Origin of the sequence: uncultured Murdochiella sp., from assembly GCF_902488755.1 — a bacterium.
Classification (GTDB): domain Bacteria; phylum Bacillota; class Clostridia; order Tissierellales; family Peptoniphilaceae; genus Murdochiella.
Window position 1 is genome coordinate 1 of the sequence record NZ_CABTXF010000001.1, and the last position, 20,931, is coordinate 20,931.

Consider the following 20,931-nt stretch of genomic DNA (forward strand, 5'->3'; position numbering starts at 1 on the left):
AGACAATAAAAGAAAAAGAGAGAAAGCCATGCCGCTTATGCGTTTCATTCCTGTTCCCAGTTGGTATACACATCCTGAACATCATCGTCTTCTTCCATGACGTCCACTAAAGTTTCCATCAATTTTTGATTCTCTTCTCCTTGAATGCGTACCATGTTTTTGGGCAAATAGCCTGTTTGCGCAACACTAAACACATAGCCTGCCTCGACTAATTTTTCGTTGACCGCCGAAAACTGCGTCGGATCCGTCAGCAAAACATAACTGCCGTCTTCATGACGCACATCCTCAGCACCGGCATCAAGGGCATCCATCATGACCGTATCTTCTTCTTTTCCCTCATCATCGGTAACTAGAATCCCTTTGAAGTCGAATTGGAACATAACGGATCCGCTTGTACCGAGGTTCCCATGGTATTTATCAAAATAATGGCGCACATTCGCCGCCGTACGATTCTTATTATCGGTCAGGCAAGAAACAATCACAGCAACGCCTTCGGGGCCATAGCCTTCATAAAGAATTTGACTATATTCCTGTCCGTCAAGATCGCCAAGCCCCTTTTTAATGGCGCGATTAATATTGTCATTCGGCATGTTTTCGGCTTTTGCCTTTTCAATCGCCATCTTCAGTGCTGCATTATAGTCCGGATCTCCACCACCTTCGCGCACCGCAACCATAATCATGCGGCTGATTTTCGTAAAAGCGCTGGCGCGCTTGGCATCTTCTTTTCCTTTAACGTTTTTTACCTTGCTCCACTTATTATGTCCTGACATACTTCCTACTTTCCTTCTACCGGTCGTCCAAGTGCATCGGTAGGAAAGGAGTTTTCCTCTCCTTCGATCCACTTCATTTGTCCACTCGTCAAATTTAACAACGTGGATTGAATCTTGTCAATCACTTCTACTGGAAGCCAATAGCACACCGTAACTTTTTCCCCGTATTCACGCCTTCGTTCTTTATATTGACGCATGGCATAGTCGCACTTTCCCTGCACGGGGTATGAATACGATACCGTCACGGAACGAAAAGAATAATACTCCACAGGCGAAGCAGATTTAAGAACATCCGTACAAGCCTTTGTATACGCACGCACCAAGCCCGGCGCGCCGAGCTTAATCCCACCGAAATAGCGAACCACAACGACTAAAACATCATCGACTTCTTCCCGCTTTAGGACTTCCAGCATAGGAAGCCCGGCTGTCCCCTGCGGTTCCCCGTCATCCTCCGCTTTTTGCTGCGTGCCGTTTTTGCCCAAGATATACGCACTACAATGATGTGTTGCTGTCGGGTGTAACGCTTTAATTTCCTGTATTTTCGCTTCCGCCTCCTGCACCGTTTGCACGCGCCGTGCATAACCGATAAACTGTGATTTTTTGACTATCAGATACGCTTCGCCTTCACGTAGTAAACTGCGATAGCTCATGTTGCTTCCCCCAATTTCTCCGCAAGACGGTTCAGAATGCACTCCTGAAGATGAAGAATATCTTCTTTTCGTCTTGCGCTCAAACGAATCGTACTGTCCGGTGGAGTCATAACGCGGTCATCGCCCATATCGATTTTATTGAGCACATACAAAACGGGAACATCTGCCTGTGCGGATCGTATGCTCTTTTGTACCGTCTTGATGCGTTCCGCAGCACCTTCCTCTGCAACATCCACAACGTGAAGAAGCAAGTCGCAATGGCGAATTTCTTCCAATGTACCCGCAAAAGGATCGGATAATCTTTCCGGTAAATCATGGATGAATCCGATGGTATCCGCTAAAAGATACGTCTGTTTGCCGGTCTCGGCAATGCGTCGCATAGAAATATCCAGCGTGGCAAACAATCGATCGTCGGCATAAACCGCTTTTTCCTTTTTGCCGAAAGCAGAAAGAAGACCATTCATAATGGTGGATTTTCCGGCATTCGTATATCCTACGAGTCCTACAATGGGATAGGGAGATACGTAACGGCGTTTCCCGGATTCCCTCTCTTGAGCGCTGATCCGGACTCGTTGTTCCCTTAACCGTTTCATTCGCTTTTCGATACTTCGTCTGTCCGTTTCCAGTTTCTGCTCGCCCGGACCGCGTGTACCAATGCCGCCTCCTGTACGAGAAAGGGCTTTACCATAGCCTCGCAAATTGGGCAGGCGATACGCTAATTGCGCAAGTTCCACATCTACTTTCGCTTTTTTGGTCTGTGCACGGAGGGCAAAAATATCAAGAATCAAATCCACACGATCTAAAACACGACAGGGAATGCGCTCTGAAAGATGAAGGCGCTGCGCACCGGAAAGTTCCTGCTCAAAAACAACCAGATCAATGTCATTTTCTTGCGCAAATCCCGCAATTTCCTTCACTTTCCCCTTCCCAATCAGCGTTGCCGGATGAAAACGAAGCAAGTTTTGCTCGCTACAATCGACCACCTCGCCGCCACAAGAGCGAACAATGTCCGAAAGTTCGCGGCGACGACGTTGTTTCTCCTGTTCCTTTGCCTGCAGAAAAGCAAAAACAAGAAGCACGCGTTGTTTATTTCTCGTTTCCTTCGCTGTCATCGCTCAGTCCTTTCTGTCGTGCCCATTCTACCATACTCCCGAACAGACTTTGCACTACATCGTGACGCGGCGCACATGTGCTGAGCAAACTATGGAAAGAGAAATAAAACACATTTTCTCTCCTAAAATAGACCGGACGCTTTATGGTAAAATAGGCAAAGAAATAGCACACTATGCAAAAGGAACGATTCCACGCAAGGAGATAAATATGGTTCAACGCACCTTTTCGAAAGTACGAAAAATCATTGCAATTATTGTACTGAGCTTTTTGATTTTCTTAGCCATTCTTTGTGGCTATCTCGTTGGCGCAATGTTGGAGGTTGCTAAGGCAGCGCCCAAAATGAATCCTGATTTATTGCTGTCCAACCTCAAAGAAAATTCGCAAATAGTGGACATGAACGGCAATCTCATTGAACAGATTGATACGGCGGAATACCGAAAAATCGTCCCCTACGAACAAATTCCGAAAAACTTGATTAATGCTTTCATCAGTGCCGAAGATAAGCGTTTCGCGCAACACGATGGCGTTGATTTTTACGGCATTGCGGCAACCATTCGCGATTTTTTCCGCTCCGGCGACATGCGCGGCGCCTCCACCATTACGATGCAGCTTGCACGTAACGTATTTTTGAGCAATGACGTAAACTGGCAGCGCAAAATTCAAGAGATTTTCTTGGCATTCCAAATTGACGATCAGTTGGACAAGAAACAGATCATGGAGTCGTATCTCAATCGTATTTTCTTCGGACAAAACGCTTACGGTGTAGAAGCCGCCTCCCAGATTTATTTTTCAAAACATGTGCAGGATTTGACCTTGGCACAATGTGCGACACTGGCAAGTATTGTGCCGGCGCCTTCCCGCTATGCGCTCTACTCCACCTATCGTCCTTCGGAAGTAACCAATGAGCGCGTATTGGATGAAACCGAAATCAATGGCGAACGGTATTTGGCCATCTACAACCCTCCCGCTTACGAACGGGCAAAATGGGTTCTCAAAGAAATGAAAAACAACGGCTTTATTTCCGAGGCGGAATACACAGAAGCGGTTAACACCGATGTGTCCCAAACGATTGATGCGCCGCAAAAACGTGCGCAGAACCTTTCCACTTATATTACGGACTTGGTGAAGGAACAAGCCATCTGGACGCTTATGGATACGCAAAACATTTCTCGTCAGGAAGCAAGACAGCTATTGATGTACGGCGGATTAACGATTACCTGCACCGTTGATATGGATTTGCAGCGCAAATTGCAGGATTTTACCGCCTCTCTTGCTACTTCGCTGACTTCGCCGACCGGCGATGAATCGCCCTTAAAGCTCGACCTTCGCTATGATGATTACGGAAATATCATCGGACGAAACGATGCCCTGCTTTACTATCGTCAATCCAATCTTTTGGATGAAAAAGGGCGCGTCGTGGTGCCGGAAAACCAATTCAAAATTGACGAAAAAGGCAATCTGACAATTCAGTCCGGTCGACTGCGCGGCTATAGCGGCTATATAGACATTATGGATTACTATACCGTGGATGATAATGATGTGCTTCGTTCTCATCGTGTCGGCACCATTCCCATTGATGAAAAATATCTCCAAATCGATTCCGACGGCACAATGCACATTGCAAAAGCGTTTTTAGACACCAATACCACGCCGCTCTATACGATACGTGAGGACGGTGCGATGTTGCTGAATCGCGATTACTACGACTATGACGACATTGGCGTAAAACAACCGCAGGTGTCCTTTACGGTTCTCGATACGGTAACGGGAGAGGTTCGCGCCATCATCGGCGGTCGGGAACAGGATGATCGCCATTTCCTCAACCGCGCTTCCAGTTATCCGCGTCAGCCGGGTTCTTCCATCAAGCCTATCGCCGATTACACCGGCGCGATTGCTGCCGGAAACAACCAAGGGGTCGCCATGGATGATGCGCCGGTACAAATGTTGGAAAACAGCACTTGGCCGACCAATGTAGACTTGCGTTATCGCGGCATGATGTCCATGCAGGAAGCGCTTGTACGTTCCTCCAACCCGGTTGCGGTACGTTGGCTGCAAAAAATCGGTATTGATACGGCAAAGGAATATCTGTCCCGTTATGGCATTATCAACCGTGAACATCCTGATCGGGATCACTTTGTTGAGGCATCCGAAGACAGCCAGCATAACGACGAAAACCTTGCCATGGGAATCGGTTCCATGACGGAAGGCTTGACTTCAATGGATATGGCAGGCGCGTACCAAGCCATCGGCAACAACGGTACTCGTGTCCCGGCAATGAGCATTTCCAAAATTACCAATAACCGCGGAAAAGTCTTCTACGAAAACAAACATACCGGCATTGAGGTGCTTCCGCCGCAGCTGAATTATCAGCTTGCTGATGCCTTGCGTCACGTTATTCAAGACGGTTTTACGAATGGCACTGTTTCCGGTGGTGATATGGCGCTGGTAGGAAAAACCGGTACTACCGACGACAATATGGACTTCTGGTTTGCCGGAACTACGCCGTATTATACGACCGCCGTTTGGGTCGGCGCGGACAATGCCCTCATCTCCCTTGTAGGTGACTCTCGTACTCCGGCGAATATCTACGCCAATATCCATGCGATTATTCATGAAGGACGGGAAGCCAAGAAATTCCCGATTCCGGAAGGTGTATACGAGGAAGAAGTTTCAAATATTACAGGACAAACCCCGACCTCTGCTACCGCTGCAGGTAACGGCGTCCTCGTTGTGCCTGTCAGCAAGGAAACGGCACCGCGCATGGAAGATACCGCGTATGTGTTCCGTGAACTCGATGCGCGTAACGACTTGCTTGCCAGCGATAAAACGCCTGCACGCCTTCGTGTCTCGAAAGTGTTCCTGGTTCGTCCTTCCGATTACGATCCCTCGAAATTTAACGGTGTTGTTCCGGAAGATTGGTCTCGTCAGGTGCCCACCAAGGTATCCGAATTGGGGGCTACGATTCCTTCCGTGACCTTTACCAAGGACGGCCTGACGACCATCCGTGAATACAATCAAGATGACGGAAGCTATGTGGAAAAAACTAAACTTCCGGACGGCAGTATGCAAATCGTCAGCTTTGATCGGAAGGGAAAACAGCTCGAAAAGACCATTGTTCCGCCGAATCAGCAGAGCAGTGAATCCTCCGCAGAGCCTAATCGCAACTCCCCTGCCGCTACACCCCGAACGAACCATTGACCGCATTGGCGGATCCCAACGTAATACCCCATAGAAAGCCAAGGAGAACAGTATGGCACAACGAAAAGTACTTTTAGTTGAAGATGAAGAAGGCATCATCAATATTGAAAAAGCCTATCTAGAAAAAGCCGATTATCTTGTCGAAAAAGCAATGGATGGAAAAGAAGCTCTTTCCCTTTTTTCCACTTTTGCTCCCGATCTGGTCGTATTGGATCTGATGCTGCCGGAAATTTCCGGAGAAGAGGTGCTAAAAGCGATCAAGGCGCAGAGCAATACGCCGGTGATTATCGTTTCAGCAAAAGCCGAAGAAGACGATCGTGTTGAAAATCTACGAAACGGAGCGGATGATTATATGGTAAAACCCTTTTCAGCGCGCGAACTGGTGGAGCGGGTTCATGCCATTTTTCGACGTCTTCCTGAAAGAGTATCGGGAACCATTCTCCAGACCAAGGATGGACGACTGCGTTTGGATACGGAATCTATGCGCACCTTCGTCAATGAAAAAGAAATCCATTTAACCAAAAATGAATTTCTTATTGTGCAGACGCTCTTTACGCATCCCAATAAGATCTATACACGCGACGAAATTATCGAAGTCACATTCGGCATGGATTATGAAGCGTTTGATCGTGCTATTGACACGCACATAAAGAATATTCGCCAGAAAATTGAAGCCGATCCCAAAAATCCGGTATACATTAAAACGGTTTACGGCGTAGGCTATCGTGCCGGAGGCTTTGATGAAGCTTAGAACCCGTCTAAGTCTTTCTATCATCATCATTGTCTTTATCACCATGGCGGTCATTGCCTACGGTATGCAACGTGCCTATTCCGATTCCTTTTTTAATTATCTGGAAAACGAAGAGGAAACGCGATTAAAACGTATCGTAAACGACATAGGTACTATTGCGCGCACAGAATCGCTTGATCTCACGAAAGACGGAGCTAATGAGCAATTGCAGCTCTATGCCCGTGATGCCAATATCAACATTACGATTATGGATACGGAATCGACAATACTTGCTAACTATCGGGGGCTCGTCGAAAACGCCGAAGCGGACATTCAGGTCGATCAATATCAATTAGTGGATAGCCATGGTGAAAAGCGCGGTACCATGTTGGTGACGTATGATCGCAGCAGTCCGGCTCTTCGGAACGCTTTGCATGATTTTCAGCGTCGTTCGCTTAACTCAACGATGCTTGGCATCGTCGTCTTTGGGCTCATTGCTATCGTCTTCAGTTATTTCTTTTCGAAGCAAATTACCGAACCGATTGAATCCTTGCGCAGTGCCGCAGATCGCATTCGCCAAAATGAATTCGATATTACACTGGATGATTCTCCCTTTGATGAATTGCAGAGTTTGAATGCAAACATGCAATACTTGGCTTCTTCTCTGCGGCAACAGGAGGACGCGAGGCGCAGCTATGCCCAGGATATTTCTCACGAATTACGCACGCCGCTAACCAATATGCAATTGCATGTGGAAGCGATGAAAGATGGCATCATCCCTTCGGACAAAAAAAACTGGGAACAGATTGAAGCGAACATCACACAGCTTACGCTTCTTGTGGAACGATTGAAAAATACGTTTCGCGAAGCATCGCTGGTTGCTGCGGAAGAAATCCGTTTTATTGACTGTTCAGCGCTTACCGAGCGCGTTATAGACAGTTTTGAGCCACGTATCGTTCAGAAAAACGGAGCTTTCGTTCGCGCTATAGATCCGGCTATCAGTCTGCAAACCGACGAACGGCTCTTTTCCCAAATTCTTAGCAATTTGCTTTCGAACGCCATTAAAGCGATTGAAGAAGGCGGTCAGATTCGCGTAGCACTCAATGCGGACCGAAAATATGTAGTTCTCACCGTGACCGACAATGGCGTCGGCATCGCGCAAAACAATCTCGCCCATCTTTTCGATCGTTTTTACCGGGTAGATTCTTCTCGTAATCGTGCCGCCGGCGGACAAGGACTTGGTCTTTCTATTACACGCAATATCGTGCAGCAATTAGGCGGACACATTGAAGTCACAAGTAAAGTCGGCAAAGGAACCACCTTCCGCGTTCGTCTGCCGGACGAATTTTTCCGGCCCTTAGGGGCGCAATAGAGAAGCGTTCGCAGAAAATCGCTCCAATTCCCGACGTATCGCCGTCATGTCCGTCATGGTCATGATGGCGGATTTTGTTTTTGCCGACCCATAAAAGCCGCTAAGATAGCACGCCATGAGTTTACGCATTTCTAAAATGGCACGTTCTTCGCCACGGCACGCAATTTCACTCGCATAATGCGCTAATAGCACAGAAACGGCTTCTTTGACGTCGGTCTTTGCATAAGTGCCGGTCGAACGATACGCCTGTATCTGACGAAAAAGAAATGGATTGCCCATGGCGCCTCTGCCAATGGCAATACCGTCGCAGCCTGTTACGTTTTCCATTTCCTGCGCTTCCTCCGGTGTAGTCACATCACCATTTCCAACCACCGGTATGTTTACTGAATTTTTCAGATGGGCAATAGCTTCCCAGTCGGCATTTCCCGAATACATCTGTTCCCTCGTGCGCGCATGGAGCGTTATACGCGAAATTCCTTCCTCCTCGGCAATATGCGCAATGGTCAAAAAGTTTATGGAATGTTCATCCCAACCGAGACGCATTTTGACATAGACCGGCTTTGTGGAGGTCTCCACCATGGCATGGAAAAGATGTCCGGCAAGCGTTGGATCGCGCATCAAAGCGCTTCCTTCCCCATTATGGACAATTTTAGGCGCAGGGCATCCCATATTCAGTTCCACCGCCTGAAAGCGATCATCCCCATTAAAACGCTCTCGAATCACACGTGCGAGAGTGGAAGGTTCCTTGCCAAACAGCTGCACGATAAGCTTGCCTTCTTTTCCTTTTTCGAGCATTTTCTCTGTACGTGCGCTATCAAAGAGAAGCGCTTGAGCGCTGATCATTTCCGTCGTCGCTTCCCTACAGCCATAGCGAAAGCATATTTCTCGAAAACAGCAATCACTGACACCGGCAAGAGGTGCGAGCGATACAAAAGCGGAAACCGGCTGCTTACGGCTGCCGGTTTCCTGGGCGTATTTTTGTTGTATTTTCTGTTCGCACATAGATTATCCTTTTTGCCCGTTGTGCATCTCATGATCCTTTTCTTCACGAAGGCGCTCATTCGCCCGTGCTTTCATCGTACGATAGTAGATAAGACGCAAACCGAGCAGATTGAGATCCCGCTTTACCCCGTCAACATATTTGGAATGCTGCGAAAGGAGTGTAGAAAACCCACCCGTGGCAATCACATGAGGTTTTTTATCGGTTTGCTCCTTCAACTCCGCCAAAATGCCTTCTGTAATGCCATCAATCAAACCAATAAAGCCGCGTACCAAACCTGCCTGCATGGCATTGACGGTATTTGTGGCAATGATCTTTTCCGGCTGTGTGAGTTCCACACGCGGTAACTTGGAAGTACCTCGGGTCAGCGCCGCTGCGGCAATGCCAATGCCCGGCGAAATCGTTCCGCCGATATATTCCCCTTGCTCATTGACGACCTCATGCGTGATGGCCGTGCCAATATCAATAATAATCAACGGTCCCCCGTACAGGGCGAAGCCTGCCACCGCATCGGCAATGCGATCCGAACCGACCTCACGCGGATTATCCACGCGAAGCGGCAGACCGGTCTTGGTTCCCTCGCCTACGATCATCGGCGTCAGCTCTAAAAAGCGCTCCGACATGGCGCTCATCTGGTGCACCAGCTCCGGCACAACGCTGGAAAGGATGACCGCGCAAATCATTTCTCGCGTGTAATGAAAGTGGCGTAGAATTTGTTCCAATTCAATTCCGTATTCATCGGAAGTTTTTTCACTGTCCGACTGAATACGCCACTGATGGATGATGATTTCTCCGTGAAACAAGCCAAACGTGATATTGGTGTTTCCGGCATCAATAGCCAAAAGCAGCGACCGATTCTTCGGTTGTTCCGCCTTCTCCACGAGCGTTCCTCCTATCAGGCTTTTGTCGATGTTTCCGTCTCTTTCGCATCACCAAGCGGTTGATGATGTTCTCGTTTTTCCAATATACGGGCGATTGGCGTAGAAACCACTGCCGCTAAAATAGCCTCCGGAATACCATTCGCCACTACCGTCGAAAGCACCATCGCTTGCACCGCCTCAGCCGTAATATTTCGCACTTCCGCCACACGTGCAGCATACACAAGATACAGCGTACCCATCACCAACAACGTGTGCATGACGGTTCCAATCACGGCCGGCAGTGCGTAACGAATAACCACATTTTTGTTGCGCCAAACGGTGGCAAGGTAGCCGACAATCAAGCCAAAAAGCACGCGCGGCACAACACTGATCAATGGATTAGCAAACGCAAACGACAGCGGACCGGATAATCCCTGTAACGCACGAAGCATAGAATTGAGTCCAAATGCCAACCCAAGAATAAAGCCGTACGGTACACCGCCAATGATGGCGCCCAGAACCACAGGAATGTGCATGGTCGTGACCTGAATAGGTCCGATGAGAACGTACCCGATAGGCGTTGAACTCAATACGAGCATCAACGCAATCAATACGCCTAATCGTGCTAAATTTTGTCCGGTAAAGAATTTGTTTTTCATGTTTCCTCCGATCCGGCTCACACAGGATGCCGGTCATTTCAGGGCTTTGCCCCAGCTACTCCTTCTACTTTACTGCGGTTGTCGCAGAAGAAGCTGTTTTCTTTCGGTCTATACACGCACGCACAAGCCCCGTGAAAAGCGGATGCGGTGCGTTTGGCCGCGATTTGAATTCGGGATGAAACTGTACGGCAATAAAATACGGATGCGCAGGAAGCTCAACAATTTCCATCAGGTTCTTTGCAAGTTGAATGCCGCTAAAGACCACTCCTGCTTTTTGCTCAAACAGTTCCTTGTATTTGTTGTTGAATTCATACCGATGGCGATGCCGTTCGACGATATTTTTCTGTCCATAGAGACGATATGCCAACGTATTTTCCGTTAAAGCACAGTCATTATTGCCCAGACGCAGGGTACCGCCAAGGTCGATTTCTTCCGATTGTCCATCCAGGAAGGTAATCACCGGACTCGGCGTAGCCGCATCAAACTCTAAAGAAGACGCATCGTCAATGCCTAAAATATGGCGCGCAATTTCGATGCAGGAAATCTGCATTCCCATACAGATGCCTAAAAACGGCACAGTATTCTCGCGAACATAGCGTACGGTTTCGACCATCCCTTCTGTTCCGCGAGAGCCAAATGCCCCCGGAATGATAATGCCGTCATACGAAGAAAGTATGCGCTTTGCTGTTTTTTCGGTGATGGTCTCAGAGTCAACATAATGCACATCCACTTTTGCCCCTAAATGATAGCCGGCATCTCGCACCGCTTCAAAGACAGAGAGATATGAATCGTTCAGTGCCGTATATTTGCCGACTAGTGCCACCTTAAGTTTCTGCTTTGCCGCTTTGAATGTGGCACACATTTTAGCCCAATCGCCCGTATGATCTTCGCGTGTCTTTAAGTGAAAATGGCGAAGGATATATTGATCTAAACCCTGCTCCTTGAAAACCAGTGGTACCTCGTAGATGAGATCCACCGTTTTGGATTCCACCACCGCTTCGCGCGGCAAATCGCAGAACAGGCAAATCTTTTCGTACACATCCTCGGTAATGGGCTTATCGGCACGAAGAATAAAGACATCCGGTTTAATCCCATAACTCATCAATTCCTTAAAGGAATGCTGTGCAGGCTTTGTCTTTAATTCATCCGTTCCCGGAATAGTCGGGATCAGTACAGTATGCAGAAAAAGGACATCCTCTGAATTTTCAGAGTGAATCTGACGGATGGCTTCAATAAACGGCTGCGATTCAATATCGCCTACCGTCCCACCAATTTCCGTAATGATGAAGTCCGCGCCAGATTCTTCTGCGACGGAATATACTTTTTCTTTAATTTCATTGGTCACGTGGGGAATGACCTGCACCGTTTTACCTTCGTAATCGCCTGCGCGCTCTTTGCGAATGACGTTGGAATAAATGCGCCCACTGGTTACGGAGGAGTTTTTAGTCAACTCTTCATCGATAAAGCGTTCATAATGCCCTAAATCTAAGTCCGTTTCTCCGCCATCGCGGGTAACAAACACCTCACCGTGCTGATACGGACTCATCGTACCCGGATCAACATTCAGATAGGGATCGAATTTCTGCATAAATACTGAATACCCGTTGTCTTTGAGCAATCTGCCTACGCTTCCTGCGCAGATTCCCTTACCGATACCGGAAACGACACCACCGGTCACGAAAATAAACTTTGCCATGTTCTCCCCCTACGACTCCGTCGTTTCGCCTTGTTCGTTTTCCTGTTCTTTCTGCTCTTCCCCGTTGATGGGTTCGGCTATTTTATTTTCTTCAAATAGTGCGGATTTCTTCCCCAGTTTGAATTCCCGAATGCGTTCGTTAATCTCTGCCATGTGCGGACGACCAATCTGCAAAACCTGGCGCATCTCGTTTTTGCCAAACTCTTTTGTGATAATCACCAAATTACCTGTCTTGGTATCCCAAGCCCATTTACGCAACTCTTGCCAACGAATGAATTTATTATCGGCAAAAAGGCCTTCCTGTGAAACAATCACCTTGTTTTGGGAGGAAAAGTAGAACGTAATGCCTAAAAAAATCATCATGAGTCCACGGGCATATTCTTTTTGATTGACAATCGTCATCACACCGAAAATAAAGATGATGGACATCAATACCATATTGATGGACTTGGGGCGCGTCGAAAAAGAGTATTTTGGATCCTTCAATTTCCGTTCCATTTTGAGGGAACGAAATACCTGGTACAGCAGGAAAATAAGCATTCCCAGATAAAGGACATCGATAAAAGTCACATTTATCCCGGCAATGTTAATTCCCGGCAATGACGCTTTCGCCTGTTGTGCTTTGCTTGCCGCTTCTGAACTCATGCGTTCACTCCTTCGTTTTCCTGTGCCATCACCCCATACGTCTGAAAGAGCTCTTCAAATTCCGAGGCGTGCATAGTTTCTTTTTCCAACAACGTATTCGCCAACTGATCCAACATTTCTCGGTTACGGCGCAATATGGACATGGCTCTCTCTAAAGCGTCACGCATGATACTGCGTACTTCTTCATCGATGGCCTGCGCCGTTTCTTCGGAATACGAGCGAATTTGTCCTAAATCATTGCCTAAGAAGACATTGTCCTTGCCTTCTTCGTACGCTACCGGACCCAGTTTCGCACTCATGCCATACTTCACAATCATGTTGCGCGCCATCTTCGTTGCACGCTCAATATCGTTGGACGCACCGGTAGATACGTCATGAAGAACCAACGCTTCGGCTGCACGGCCACCCAAAAAGGTGATGATTTCGGTCAACATCTGCTGACGGGACATGAATTGGCGGTCATCCTCCGGCAAAAAGGAGGTGAATCCACCGGCATAACCACGTGGAACAATCGTAATCATATTGACCTTATCGGTATCCGGTAAAGCACGCGTAACAATGGCATGACCGCTTTCATGGTACGCCGTTAACACTCTTTCTTTCTCAATCACTTCTCGCGATTTCTTTTCGGGACCCGCCACCACTTTGATCGAGGCTTCCACGAATGTCTTCATGTCGATAACGGATTTGCCCTCTCTTGCCGTAAGAAGAGCTGCCTCATTCGCCATGTTTTCAAGGTCAGCGGGGGTAAACCCTGCCGTCTGGCGTGCCAAGGCAAGATAATCAATATCATCTGCAACCGGCTTATTGCGCGTATGCACCTTTAAGATGGCTTCACGTGCCTTCGCATCCGGCATCCCGACCAATACTTGTCGGTCAAAACGACCCGGACGAAGCAATGCCGGATCGAGAATATCGGGACGGTTCGTTGCCGCCATGATGATGATGCCTTCATTCTTATCAAAGCCATCCATCTCAACCAACAGCTGATTGAGCGTCTGTTCACGCTCGTCGTTTCCGCCGCCAAGACCAGCTCCGCGGCGACGACCCACTGCATCAATTTCATCCACGAAGATGATGCAGGGCGCATTTTTTTTGCCTTCCGTAAATAAATCACGAACGCGAGAAGCCCCGACCCCGACAAACATCTCGACAAAATCCGAACCGGAAATGGAGAAAAACGGTACACCGGCTTCCCCTGCTACTGCTTTAGAAAGATAGGTCTTCCCCGTTCCCGGCGGGCCCACAAGTAAAACGCCCTTCGGGATTCGTGCGCCTAAATCAATGAATTTTCGCGGATTTTTAAGAAAATCAACAATCTCGGAAAGTTCTTCCTTTTCTTCCTGTAAACCAGCTACATCCTGAAAGGACACTTTTTCTCCCTTATCCTTATGCATCTGTGCTTTGCTTTTACCGAAACTGTTCATGCTGCTGTTTTGCATTGCCGTGCGCTTGAAGAAGTTATACAGCATAAAGCCGAGAAGACCCAAGAACAAGATATCCGGCAGCATAGTTAGGAACGGATTGGGCTCCGGAACCGCCTGGAAGACCATTTCCAATGTTCCCTTCTGCACTTGCGGACGTATATGTTCTTGATAAAACGTAGAAAAATATTCCTGCGGAATGATCACTTCAAACGGCGTTTTTTCTTTGTCATTCAATACCCCGCGTAACTTTTCCCCTTGGTAGACAAGACTCTTCACATTTCCCTTGTCTAACTGGGTGATCAGGGTGTTGTGCGTCATAGAGTTCTTTGCCATCTTGTTTCCGTTAAAGAACATAAAGATGAGGGCAATCATGAGCAAGGGGAGCAGATAGCTCACCAACATCCCCATGTTATTTCGATTGGGTGTCTTTTTATTCATTCCTTCGTCCTTCCCTACTGGCGATAGTAAATGGGATTAAGCGTCCCAATAAATGGTAAGTTGCGCAGTTTCTGATTAAAGTCCATGCCGTATCCAATGACGTACTCATCCGGAATCGGAAAACCGACATAGTCGCCCTGAATTTCTGTCACACGGCGTTCCGCCTTGTCAAGCATACAGGCAATCTTCACACTATGCGCACCCCGCGCCAGTAAATTTTCGACCAAATATTTTAAGGTGTATCCAGTGTCTACAATGTCTTCGACGATGAGTACATCTTTTCCCATAATAGGCTGTTCCAAGTCCTTTATAATACGCACATCACCACTGGAAACCGTACCGGCACCGTAGCTGGATACGGACATGAAGTCAATCTCCACATCGAGATCGATATGTTTCAACAAATCGGCCATAAAAACAGACGCGCCTTTAAGGATACCGATGACCAGTAAATCCGCATTTCGATTCGCATAATCCGCCGTAATCTGCTTGCCAATTTCCGCAACGCGGCGCTGAATTTCTTCTTCGGTGAACAGAATGCGATCAACGTATTGTTGTAAGTTATCTCCACTCATCTTCTTCTCCAATTCATCATCACCATATCGCGCCCCGGCTGTACAGGGCGTTTTGCGCTTCTTCCCAGACCGAATGCCCATAAAATATCTTTGCCATCGGTAACAACTGGCCAAATCTTTCGCAAAGGCACAGGAACATGCCAAGCATTCCACATTTTGCGCAGTGGCTTGGAGCCCCCTCCAAAGGAAACAAAGATGTCTCCCGGTCTGGCACAGCGCCATGTCAACGCATCAAGCTCGGTTGCATCTATCGCGCAAGAGGCAGAAGGCAAAGACGACAAAGAGGATACTCTATCCGAATCCACCTTCGCAAAAAACGTCATCTCGCATCGTCCCAAAAACAAATCCCATTCCTGCTTTTTTTCTTTGATAGAAAGGGTGATGTCTTGACGTGTTTCGTCCTCTATATCCTGAAAGCGTGCAAGAGATAATGCATGTACGCCCTCAAAATCAGTTAAAAATATCATACCATAAAGTGCAAGTATTTTACCGTTCGGGCGTTGAAAATGACGGCGAATCTCTTCTTCTTCCTCAAAGGAAAGTACGACTTTTTCACCTTGTTCCCTCTCCGAAAGTGTTGCCGTCCAATAACGGATCAGACGTCTTTGCATCGCAAGAGGTTGGGCAAGAAATTTGCTTCGTAAAAGAGCGATGCTATGAAGAAAACAGGCATTTCGCGCAAGCGTAGAAGCCGAAAAAGGTTCACGCTCTTCCCCAATTGTCGAAATCGTTGGAAACAAAGCTGCTGCCGTGTTATTCAGATAGTTGCTTTCTTCACGGGCAATCTCTCCCAATCGCACCAGCGCATCGTCCACTGCGGGGTTCACCTCTTTGCGAATGGCAGGAAAAAGCACGCCGCGCAAACGGTTACGGGTGGCATCCATCTCGCGATTTGTCGAATCTTCTCGCCAAGAAGAATGATGACCGGCATGATAGTGCAAAATCTGCTCTTTTGTAGCCGATAACAGCGGGCGAACCAAAATGAAGTTCGATCGTTCTTCTATCTCCGTCATGCCGCCAAGTCCATCCGTTCCGCATCCGCGAAGAATATGAAATAAGATGGTCTCCGCCTGATCCTGCTGATGATGCCCGACAAAGAGAAGGGGCTTTGCCTCCTCCTTTACGTCTTCTTCTGCAAGAACGCGAGCAAAAAAAGCATACCGCAGATCACGCGCGGCAGTTTCTATCGACTTTCCGGTTTTTAGGGCAATCTTCGTAGCATCGACGTGTGTCGTACGAAAACGCCATGCCTGCTCTTTCGCCCAAGCCTCTACGAAACGCTCATCCTCATCCGCTTCTTTTCCACGCAAACCATGATGAACGTGCAGAATAGTCGGGAGTGTGGAAATAGCCAAATCCCTGCGTGCTTCCTCCAAAAGAGAAACCATCGCCATAGAATCTGCACCACCGGACACCGCAACATAGATGCGCCGTGGAACGTGTAACAGCGCCAGCACTTCCTGCGAAAGTACCGGCGCTTTCTTCGTATTATTGTCCATTATTCGTACCGGTTGACTCTGCCGGACTCTGTTCCACCGGTGGTGTTGTCGCACCGTACCCCTCGCCCGACGCATTCTGTTCGCCGGATTCGGACTCGACTACCGGCGCAGAAGAGGATGCCGAGGATGCCTTTTGTGCCTGCGCAGCATTATATTTTGCCAACGCCTCTTCATTAATCTTAACTTTGCCATCTCCCATATCCATCAGAATCTCATTGGGACGCAGCATACCTAACTTTTCATGGGCATATTTTTCGATGAATTGATCGGTGTTTACAATATCCAGCTGACTCTTCAAATCATTGACGGAAGTCTGTAACTCTTCACGCTGCATCTCCAAAGAAGACTGCATCGCTTTCGTCTCGGTAAGCTGTTTCGATGTGCTCCTCAGGGTTAACGCCGTAGGGATGAGAATCAGGAGCAGTACGCCCAAAAGCGCAAAAACACCCAAACTGGAGCGGTTTATGGGGGAACGTTTTTTATGTACACGCATGGTGTCGGTCTCGACGGCTGGGGTGCTGCTTCGGCGCGACTGTCGTACAGCGCGGTCTTCTCTTCGCCGTTCAGCTCTCTGCCCCTCCTCTCGCCTATTTTTTACGCCAGAATCTCCTTCTTTCGACGATCTTCCCGAACCGCTTTGACCGGACGGATCCGTCTTTGGCAAAATCGATTTGAATTGCGTCATTCGTCTTCTCCTATCACGCGATACATCTCCTGTGCCTGTTCCTTACGCACCGTTTCCGGCACAGCCAACACTTCAATTTCCATGGTTTTATTGCCAAAGGCAATTCGCATTCGATCCCCTGCAACAACTTCCGTTCCGGCTTTTGCTGTTCGCCCGTTGATGGCAATACGTCCGCCGTCCGCCGCTTCTTTAGCGACCGTTCTCCGTTTTATCAAACGCGAATTTTTCAAAAATTTATCGACACGCACGCTTCTCCTCCTTGTCCATAGCGATCGCTCTCTATTGTCCGCTACGCACAATATTCATGTACCATGTGTCCGCCATCTTCCTCAGAAAAGAGGAACGTTATTAAAATCGACCACTTGAGCCAAAGCCGTCTTTTCCTCGATCCGTCTGACTTAGCGTCTCCGTTTTCTGTAAGGTGGGCTGGAGATAGGGCACCACAATCATCTGCGCAACGCGCTCCCCTTTGGCGAGAGTAAGCGTTCCTTCGCCATGGTAAAACAGAGGAATGCGAATTTCTCCACGATAATCTTCATCAATCACGCCTATCCCATTGGAGAGGACAAGTCCTTTCATGCCCAAGCCAGATCGAATGGCAACCAGCCCAAAAGTGCCTTCCGGCAACTCGACAGATATGCCGGTATGCGCCACCCCGTGTTCTCCCGAACCAAGCGTCAGCCCTTCCTCATTCATCAGCGGCAAGTCCAGTCCTGCTGCAAAAGCATTGGAATAACTGGGATCTTTTCCGGTTGCACAATAGCGCATCACGACCTGCTCTTTATTTGCTGTCGTCGCGGAAAACTTTTTTTCCTCGTTCATGCCTTCTCCTTTTCCTCGTTGTCTTTCCAAAGTCGCCATACGAACGGCTTTTCTTCTTTCCTGAAATTGCATTACTCTACAGTATCCTAACGCTGATGGGCAAGAACATAATGAATCGCTTCTGCTACGCCGTTTTCCTTTGCAGACGAAACCACGTGGTCGGCAATGGCTTTTAATTCCGCTCTCGCATTGGCAACCGCAAAACGCAACGCGGCGGCCTTCAGCATATCGCAATCGTTCAGATAATCGCCAATCGCAGCAACTTCATCGGAACGGATGCCCAATTCTTGAGCAAGTATACGAACTGCATTTCCTTTTGACACACCGGAAGCAGATAATTCTAATTTATGAGGGGATGACGTCGTCACATAAACGCGCTCATCGTTCTGCCAGCGTAGCCAATCTTCCTCGTTAGGCTTGCCCAATGGATAATAATTGAATTTCGTCACTGTCCATCCGGCGAGATCGTCCTTACACAAACGTTCGGGCAAAATACCGGTTTTCTTCTGTACCAATCGCGTCATGCTCTTCATCCCAAGAAAAGGCACCCAAGGCGGCAAAAAACATCTATCCTGTTCATAAGCGATATAGAAGCTCTTTCGTCTGTTCGCTTCCTCCAGAATATCCTCGATGGCATCCAGGGCAATTCCTTTATTGAATACATCTCGCCCATTGGCAAGCGTAACGACACTGCCATTAGAGGTAACCATCGGGATGGTGAGTCCGGCGCGCGCAAGAATTTTTTGCGCATTCGCCTTGGGACGTCCGCTGACCAAAGCAAACACCACACCGGCATCCTGTAATTGTCGAATCGCCAGGACATTCTCCGGCGAAATCGTCGTACTGGGTGACAAGGTTCCATCAAAGTCCGAACAAAAAAGTCGAATCATGTCCCCTCCTTATCTTGTCCTATAATACCATAGCGAATCCCCTTCGTTTTAGAGAAACCGGACAAAATGAATTGTCTTTTTTGCAGGTTGACGGCGAAATGGGCATAATAGAAATAAATAAACGAATGCTATCGGTGGTATTTCGTATTCAGCCCACAGGGTATCGGCGAAAGGAGAACATGATGAAGTGGAGAGATCGACAGGGCAGCAGCAATGTTCGCAGCGGTGGAAGAGGGACGGGAAAACTCATCGGCGGTGGAAGTCTGCTTCTTGCTCTCCTCGTGTTTCTCTTGACGGGAAACCCGTTAGCCGCACTCAATGTCGGACTTGGCAGCAACGGAATGACCACCGGTTCTGTGCGACAGGAGCCTTTGCAGCTGTCAAGCCAAGAGAAGGAACTGTACCAATTTTCATCGGTTGCACTGAAGGACACGGAAGATACCTGGCACGCCTTGCTAAAAAAAGAGAAACAGGACTATCGCGAAACAGAAATGGTTATTTTCCAGCAAAAGATTAAAACCGGCTGTGGCATTGCCGATTCAGGCACCGGTCCCTTCTATTGCGGTCGAGACCGAAGCGTTTATATGGATCTTTCGTTCTATGATATGTTGGTCGATGAATTTGGAGCAGAAAAAAACGAGTTCATCTTAAGTTACGTCATTTCCCACGAAATCGGGCATCACGTACAGAATGAACTTGGCATTTTAGAGGAAGTCAATCGACTTCGTGAAAGGGCGAGCGAAAAGGAACGCAACGCCCTCACTGTTCGCCTCGAGCTGATGGCAGATTATCTCGCAGGTGTAGTGGCTCGGCATCAGCAGGAAGAAGGTTTTCTTGAACAGGGCGAGCTGGATGCCGCCATCCAAAGTGCTTGGTCCATCGGCGATGACGCAATTCAAAAACGCATCCAAGGGCACGTCACGCCGGAATCCTTCACCCACGGCAGCAGCAAGCAGCGTGCCCGGTGGTATAAGAAAGGCTACGAAGCAGGAAATCTCGATGAATTCAACACCTTTGATGTAGAGCGGTATCCCACGGTCGATTCGCTATAAACTACGTAGATTTTTTGTGACCTCTCTTGCATCTTCTTTGTCGGCTTGCTATAATGATCGGGTAATTTGTGCCGGCATAGCTCAATCGGTAGAGCATCTGAATCGTAATCAGAGGGTTGAGGGTTCAAGTCCTTTTGCCGGCTTAGAAAAAGCCGCCTGAAATCATTTTTCAGGCGGCTTTCTTTTTCGTTAAAATTGCGGTCCTCCTACGATAAAGCCCTATGAGCAGCTGTTAAAGCAGGCGAAGAAACGCATGGCACAATACTTCGCTATTGTTTCTCCGGCTCCGAATACTTTTCTCCGAACGTTTCCACGGTCACTTTGGTCATGACCACATCCTCTTTTGGCCGGTCGCCCCAACCGGTCTTTACGGTCGCAATGGCATCAACAACATCCATGCCTTTGGTCACTTTTCCAAATGCGGCATACTCCCCATCCAAGTGCGGAGCCGCCTTGTGCATAATAAAAAACTGACTGCCTGCCGAATCGGGATCCATGCTGCGCGCCATGGAAAGCACACCGGCTTCGTGTTTTAGTGCATTGGAGAATCCGTTATGGCTAAATTCGCCGGCAATGGTGTATCCCGGGCCACCCATTCCCGTGCCTTCCGGATCGCCGCCCTGAATCATAAATTGCGGAATGACGCGGTGAAAAATAAGCCCGTCATAGAAGCCCTTTTGCACCAAGGAAATAAAGTTGTTGACCGTATTAGGGGCAATTTCCGGATACAGTTCCGCTTCAATTGTCCCTTGTGGCAAAGTAAACGTTACAATCGGATTTTTCATTTTTCCTCCTTGTGGATAAAAGCCTGCCGTCCTATTCTTTGTCAGATGCCGTGCAGGTTGCCGTA

At 48.2% G+C, this 20,931-nt stretch carries 20 protein-coding genes and 1 tRNA gene; 5 read left to right on the forward strand and 16 right to left on the reverse strand.

The annotated features are described in order from the left end of the window. Positions 1 to 44: 44 nt before the first annotated feature. From RDL68_RS00005 to hflX, 3 genes are read right to left on the reverse strand one after another with little or no spacing between them, the layout of a single operon-like run. Positions 45 to 770, reverse strand: coding sequence for a YebC/PmpR family DNA-binding transcriptional regulator (locus tag RDL68_RS00005; RefSeq protein ID WP_308539609.1), 726 nt, complete (start codon positions 768 to 770; stop codon positions 45 to 47). A 5-nt stretch (positions 771 to 775) separates the two neighbouring features. Continuing rightward, positions 776 to 1,420, reverse strand: a complete 645-nt coding sequence (locus tag RDL68_RS00010) for a YigZ family protein (RefSeq protein WP_308539610.1) — start codon at positions 1,418 to 1,420, stop codon at positions 776 to 778. Then, positions 1,417 to 2,532 (reverse strand): GTPase HflX, encoded by a 1,116-nt coding sequence (hflX, locus tag RDL68_RS00015; RefSeq protein WP_308539611.1) that lies wholly within the window; start codon positions 2,530 to 2,532, stop codon positions 1,417 to 1,419. The genes RDL68_RS00010 and hflX overlap by 4 nt, the downstream gene beginning before the upstream one ends. A 208-nt stretch (positions 2,533 to 2,740) precedes the next feature. On the opposite strand from hflX, the gene RDL68_RS00020 reads away from it, so the two are divergent. Genes RDL68_RS00020 through RDL68_RS00030 form a run of 3 tightly spaced genes read left to right on the forward strand, consistent with a single transcriptional unit; the run spans position 2,741 to position 7,833 of the window. Continuing rightward, a complete protein-coding gene (locus RDL68_RS00020; RefSeq protein WP_308539612.1) occupies positions 2,741 to 5,731 on the forward strand; it encodes a transglycosylase domain-containing protein in 2,991 nt (996 codons plus the stop codon). Positions 5,732 to 5,783: 52 nt separating this feature from the next. Further along, positions 5,784 to 6,482: a response regulator transcription factor gene (locus tag RDL68_RS00025; RefSeq protein ID WP_308539613.1), complete on the forward strand. Its 699-nt coding sequence runs from the start codon at positions 5,784 to 5,786 to the stop codon at positions 6,480 to 6,482. Beyond that, on the forward strand, positions 6,472 to 7,833 hold the full coding sequence (locus RDL68_RS00030) for a HAMP domain-containing sensor histidine kinase (RefSeq protein WP_308539614.1): 1,362 nt from the start codon (positions 6,472 to 6,474) through the stop codon (positions 7,831 to 7,833). Before RDL68_RS00025 ends, RDL68_RS00030 begins: the two co-directional genes overlap by 11 nt. Here RDL68_RS00030 and dusB read toward each other — a convergent pair. From dusB to RDL68_RS00090, 12 genes are all read right to left on the reverse strand, one after another. Further along, on the reverse strand, positions 7,819 to 8,835 hold the full coding sequence (gene dusB / locus RDL68_RS00035) for a tRNA dihydrouridine synthase DusB (RefSeq protein ID WP_308539615.1): 1,017 nt from the start codon (positions 8,833 to 8,835) through the stop codon (positions 7,819 to 7,821). The two genes, RDL68_RS00030 and dusB, sit on opposite strands and share 15 nt — an antisense overlap. 3 nt (positions 8,836 to 8,838) lie before the next feature. Continuing rightward, positions 8,839 to 9,714, reverse strand: coding sequence for a type III pantothenate kinase (locus tag RDL68_RS00040; protein WP_308539616.1), 876 nt, complete (start codon positions 9,712 to 9,714; stop codon positions 8,839 to 8,841). Between the two features lie 14 nt (positions 9,715 to 9,728). Continuing rightward, positions 9,729 to 10,352 (reverse strand): ECF transporter S component, encoded by a 624-nt coding sequence (locus tag RDL68_RS00045; RefSeq protein WP_308539617.1) that lies wholly within the window; start codon positions 10,350 to 10,352, stop codon positions 9,729 to 9,731. Between the two features lie 64 nt (positions 10,353 to 10,416). Next, positions 10,417 to 12,048, reverse strand: coding sequence for a CTP synthase (locus tag RDL68_RS00050; RefSeq protein ID WP_308539618.1), 1,632 nt, complete (start codon positions 12,046 to 12,048; stop codon positions 10,417 to 10,419). A gap of 9 nt (positions 12,049 to 12,057) precedes the next feature. Next, positions 12,058 to 12,693, reverse strand: a complete 636-nt coding sequence (locus RDL68_RS00055) for a DUF5673 domain-containing protein (RefSeq protein ID WP_308539619.1) — start codon at positions 12,691 to 12,693, stop codon at positions 12,058 to 12,060. Beyond that, positions 12,690 to 14,558, reverse strand: coding sequence for an ATP-dependent zinc metalloprotease FtsH (ftsH, locus tag RDL68_RS00060; protein ID WP_308539620.1), 1,869 nt, complete (start codon positions 14,556 to 14,558; stop codon positions 12,690 to 12,692). The genes RDL68_RS00055 and ftsH overlap by 4 nt, the downstream gene beginning before the upstream one ends. Positions 14,559 to 14,572: 14 nt before the next feature. Continuing rightward, positions 14,573 to 15,133 carry a hypoxanthine phosphoribosyltransferase gene (gene hpt / locus RDL68_RS00065; RefSeq protein WP_308539621.1) on the reverse strand — a complete coding sequence of 187 codons (561 nt, stop codon included), beginning with the start codon at positions 15,131 to 15,133 and terminating at the stop codon, positions 14,573 to 14,575. Next, positions 15,130 to 16,632 carry a tRNA lysidine(34) synthetase TilS gene (tilS, locus tag RDL68_RS00070; RefSeq protein WP_308539622.1) on the reverse strand — a complete coding sequence of 501 codons (1,503 nt, stop codon included), beginning with the start codon at positions 16,630 to 16,632 and terminating at the stop codon, positions 15,130 to 15,132. Before tilS ends, hpt begins: the two co-directional genes overlap by 4 nt. Continuing rightward, positions 16,622 to 17,317, reverse strand: a complete 696-nt coding sequence (locus RDL68_RS00075) for a septum formation initiator family protein (RefSeq protein ID WP_308539623.1) — start codon at positions 17,315 to 17,317, stop codon at positions 16,622 to 16,624. Before RDL68_RS00075 ends, tilS begins: the two co-directional genes overlap by 11 nt. Further along, the gene (locus tag RDL68_RS00080) at positions 17,314 to 17,565 is read right to left on the reverse strand and encodes an RNA-binding S4 domain-containing protein (protein WP_308539624.1); all 252 of its coding nucleotides are present in this window, start codon (positions 17,563 to 17,565) and stop codon (positions 17,314 to 17,316) included. Before RDL68_RS00080 ends, RDL68_RS00075 begins: the two co-directional genes overlap by 4 nt. A gap of 100 nt (positions 17,566 to 17,665) precedes the next feature. Continuing rightward, positions 17,666 to 18,139, reverse strand: a complete 474-nt coding sequence (gene dut / locus RDL68_RS00085; protein WP_308539625.1) for a dUTP diphosphatase — start codon at positions 18,137 to 18,139, stop codon at positions 17,666 to 17,668. Positions 18,140 to 18,225: 86 nt separating this feature from the next. Next, a complete protein-coding gene (locus RDL68_RS00090; RefSeq protein ID WP_308539626.1) occupies positions 18,226 to 19,029 on the reverse strand; it encodes an HAD family hydrolase in 804 nt (267 codons plus the stop codon). Positions 19,030 to 19,043: 14 nt separating this feature from the next. Here RDL68_RS00090 and RDL68_RS00095 point away from each other — a divergent pair, with 14 nt between their 5' ends. Next, entirely contained in the window at positions 19,044 to 20,081 is a 1,038-nt protein-coding gene (locus tag RDL68_RS00095; protein WP_308539627.1) for a neutral zinc metallopeptidase, read from the forward strand. Positions 20,082 to 20,151: 70 nt separating this feature from the next. Next, positions 20,152 to 20,224: transfer RNA gene (locus RDL68_RS00100), tRNA-Thr, on the forward strand. A 126-nt stretch (positions 20,225 to 20,350) separates the two neighbouring features. Here the strand turns inward: RDL68_RS00100 and RDL68_RS00105 are convergent. Continuing rightward, a complete protein-coding gene (locus RDL68_RS00105; RefSeq protein WP_308539628.1) occupies positions 20,351 to 20,866 on the reverse strand; it encodes a peptidylprolyl isomerase in 516 nt (171 codons plus the stop codon). Positions 20,867 to 20,931: the final 65 nt, after the last annotated feature.

Excerpts from the sequence above, each read along its gene's own strand:
- RDL68_RS00030 (WP_308539614.1), top strand. The coding sequence starts at position 6,472 with ATGAAGCTTAGAACCCGTCTAAGTCTTTCTATCATCATCATTGTCTTT.
- tilS (WP_308539622.1), bottom strand. The coding sequence starts at position 16,632 with ATGGACAATAATACGAAGAAAGCGCCGGTACTTTCGCAGGAAGTGCTG.
- dusB (WP_308539615.1), bottom strand. The coding sequence starts at position 8,835 with ATGTGCGAACAGAAAATACAACAAAAATACGCCCAGGAAACCGGCAGC.
- hpt (WP_308539621.1), bottom strand. The coding sequence starts at position 15,133 with ATGAGTGGAGATAACTTACAACAATACGTTGATCGCATTCTGTTCACC.
- RDL68_RS00090 (WP_308539626.1), bottom strand. The coding sequence starts at position 19,029 with ATGATTCGACTTTTTTGTTCGGACTTTGATGGAACCTTGTCACCCAGT.
- RDL68_RS00055 (WP_308539619.1), bottom strand. The coding sequence starts at position 12,693 with ATGAGTTCAGAAGCGGCAAGCAAAGCACAACAGGCGAAAGCGTCATTG.
- RDL68_RS00010 (WP_308539610.1), bottom strand. The coding sequence starts at position 1,420 with ATGAGCTATCGCAGTTTACTACGTGAAGGCGAAGCGTATCTGATAGTC.
- hflX (WP_308539611.1), bottom strand. The coding sequence starts at position 2,532 with ATGACAGCGAAGGAAACGAGAAATAAACAACGCGTGCTTCTTGTTTTT.
- RDL68_RS00045 (WP_308539617.1), bottom strand. The coding sequence starts at position 10,352 with ATGAAAAACAAATTCTTTACCGGACAAAATTTAGCACGATTAGGCGTA.
- RDL68_RS00025 (WP_308539613.1), top strand. The coding sequence starts at position 5,784 with ATGGCACAACGAAAAGTACTTTTAGTTGAAGATGAAGAAGGCATCATC.
- RDL68_RS00005 (WP_308539609.1), bottom strand. The coding sequence starts at position 770 with ATGTCAGGACATAATAAGTGGAGCAAGGTAAAAAACGTTAAAGGAAAA.
- RDL68_RS00105 (WP_308539628.1), bottom strand. The coding sequence starts at position 20,866 with ATGAAAAATCCGATTGTAACGTTTACTTTGCCACAAGGGACAATTGAA.
- RDL68_RS00050 (WP_308539618.1), bottom strand. The coding sequence starts at position 12,048 with ATGGCAAAGTTTATTTTCGTGACCGGTGGTGTCGTTTCCGGTATCGGT.
- RDL68_RS00020 (WP_308539612.1), top strand. The coding sequence starts at position 2,741 with ATGGTTCAACGCACCTTTTCGAAAGTACGAAAAATCATTGCAATTATT.
- ftsH (WP_308539620.1), bottom strand. The coding sequence starts at position 14,558 with ATGAATAAAAAGACACCCAATCGAAATAACATGGGGATGTTGGTGAGC.
- dut (WP_308539625.1), bottom strand. The coding sequence starts at position 18,139 with ATGAACGAGGAAAAAAAGTTTTCCGCGACGACAGCAAATAAAGAGCAG.
- RDL68_RS00075 (WP_308539623.1), bottom strand. The coding sequence starts at position 17,317 with ATGACGCAATTCAAATCGATTTTGCCAAAGACGGATCCGTCCGGTCAA.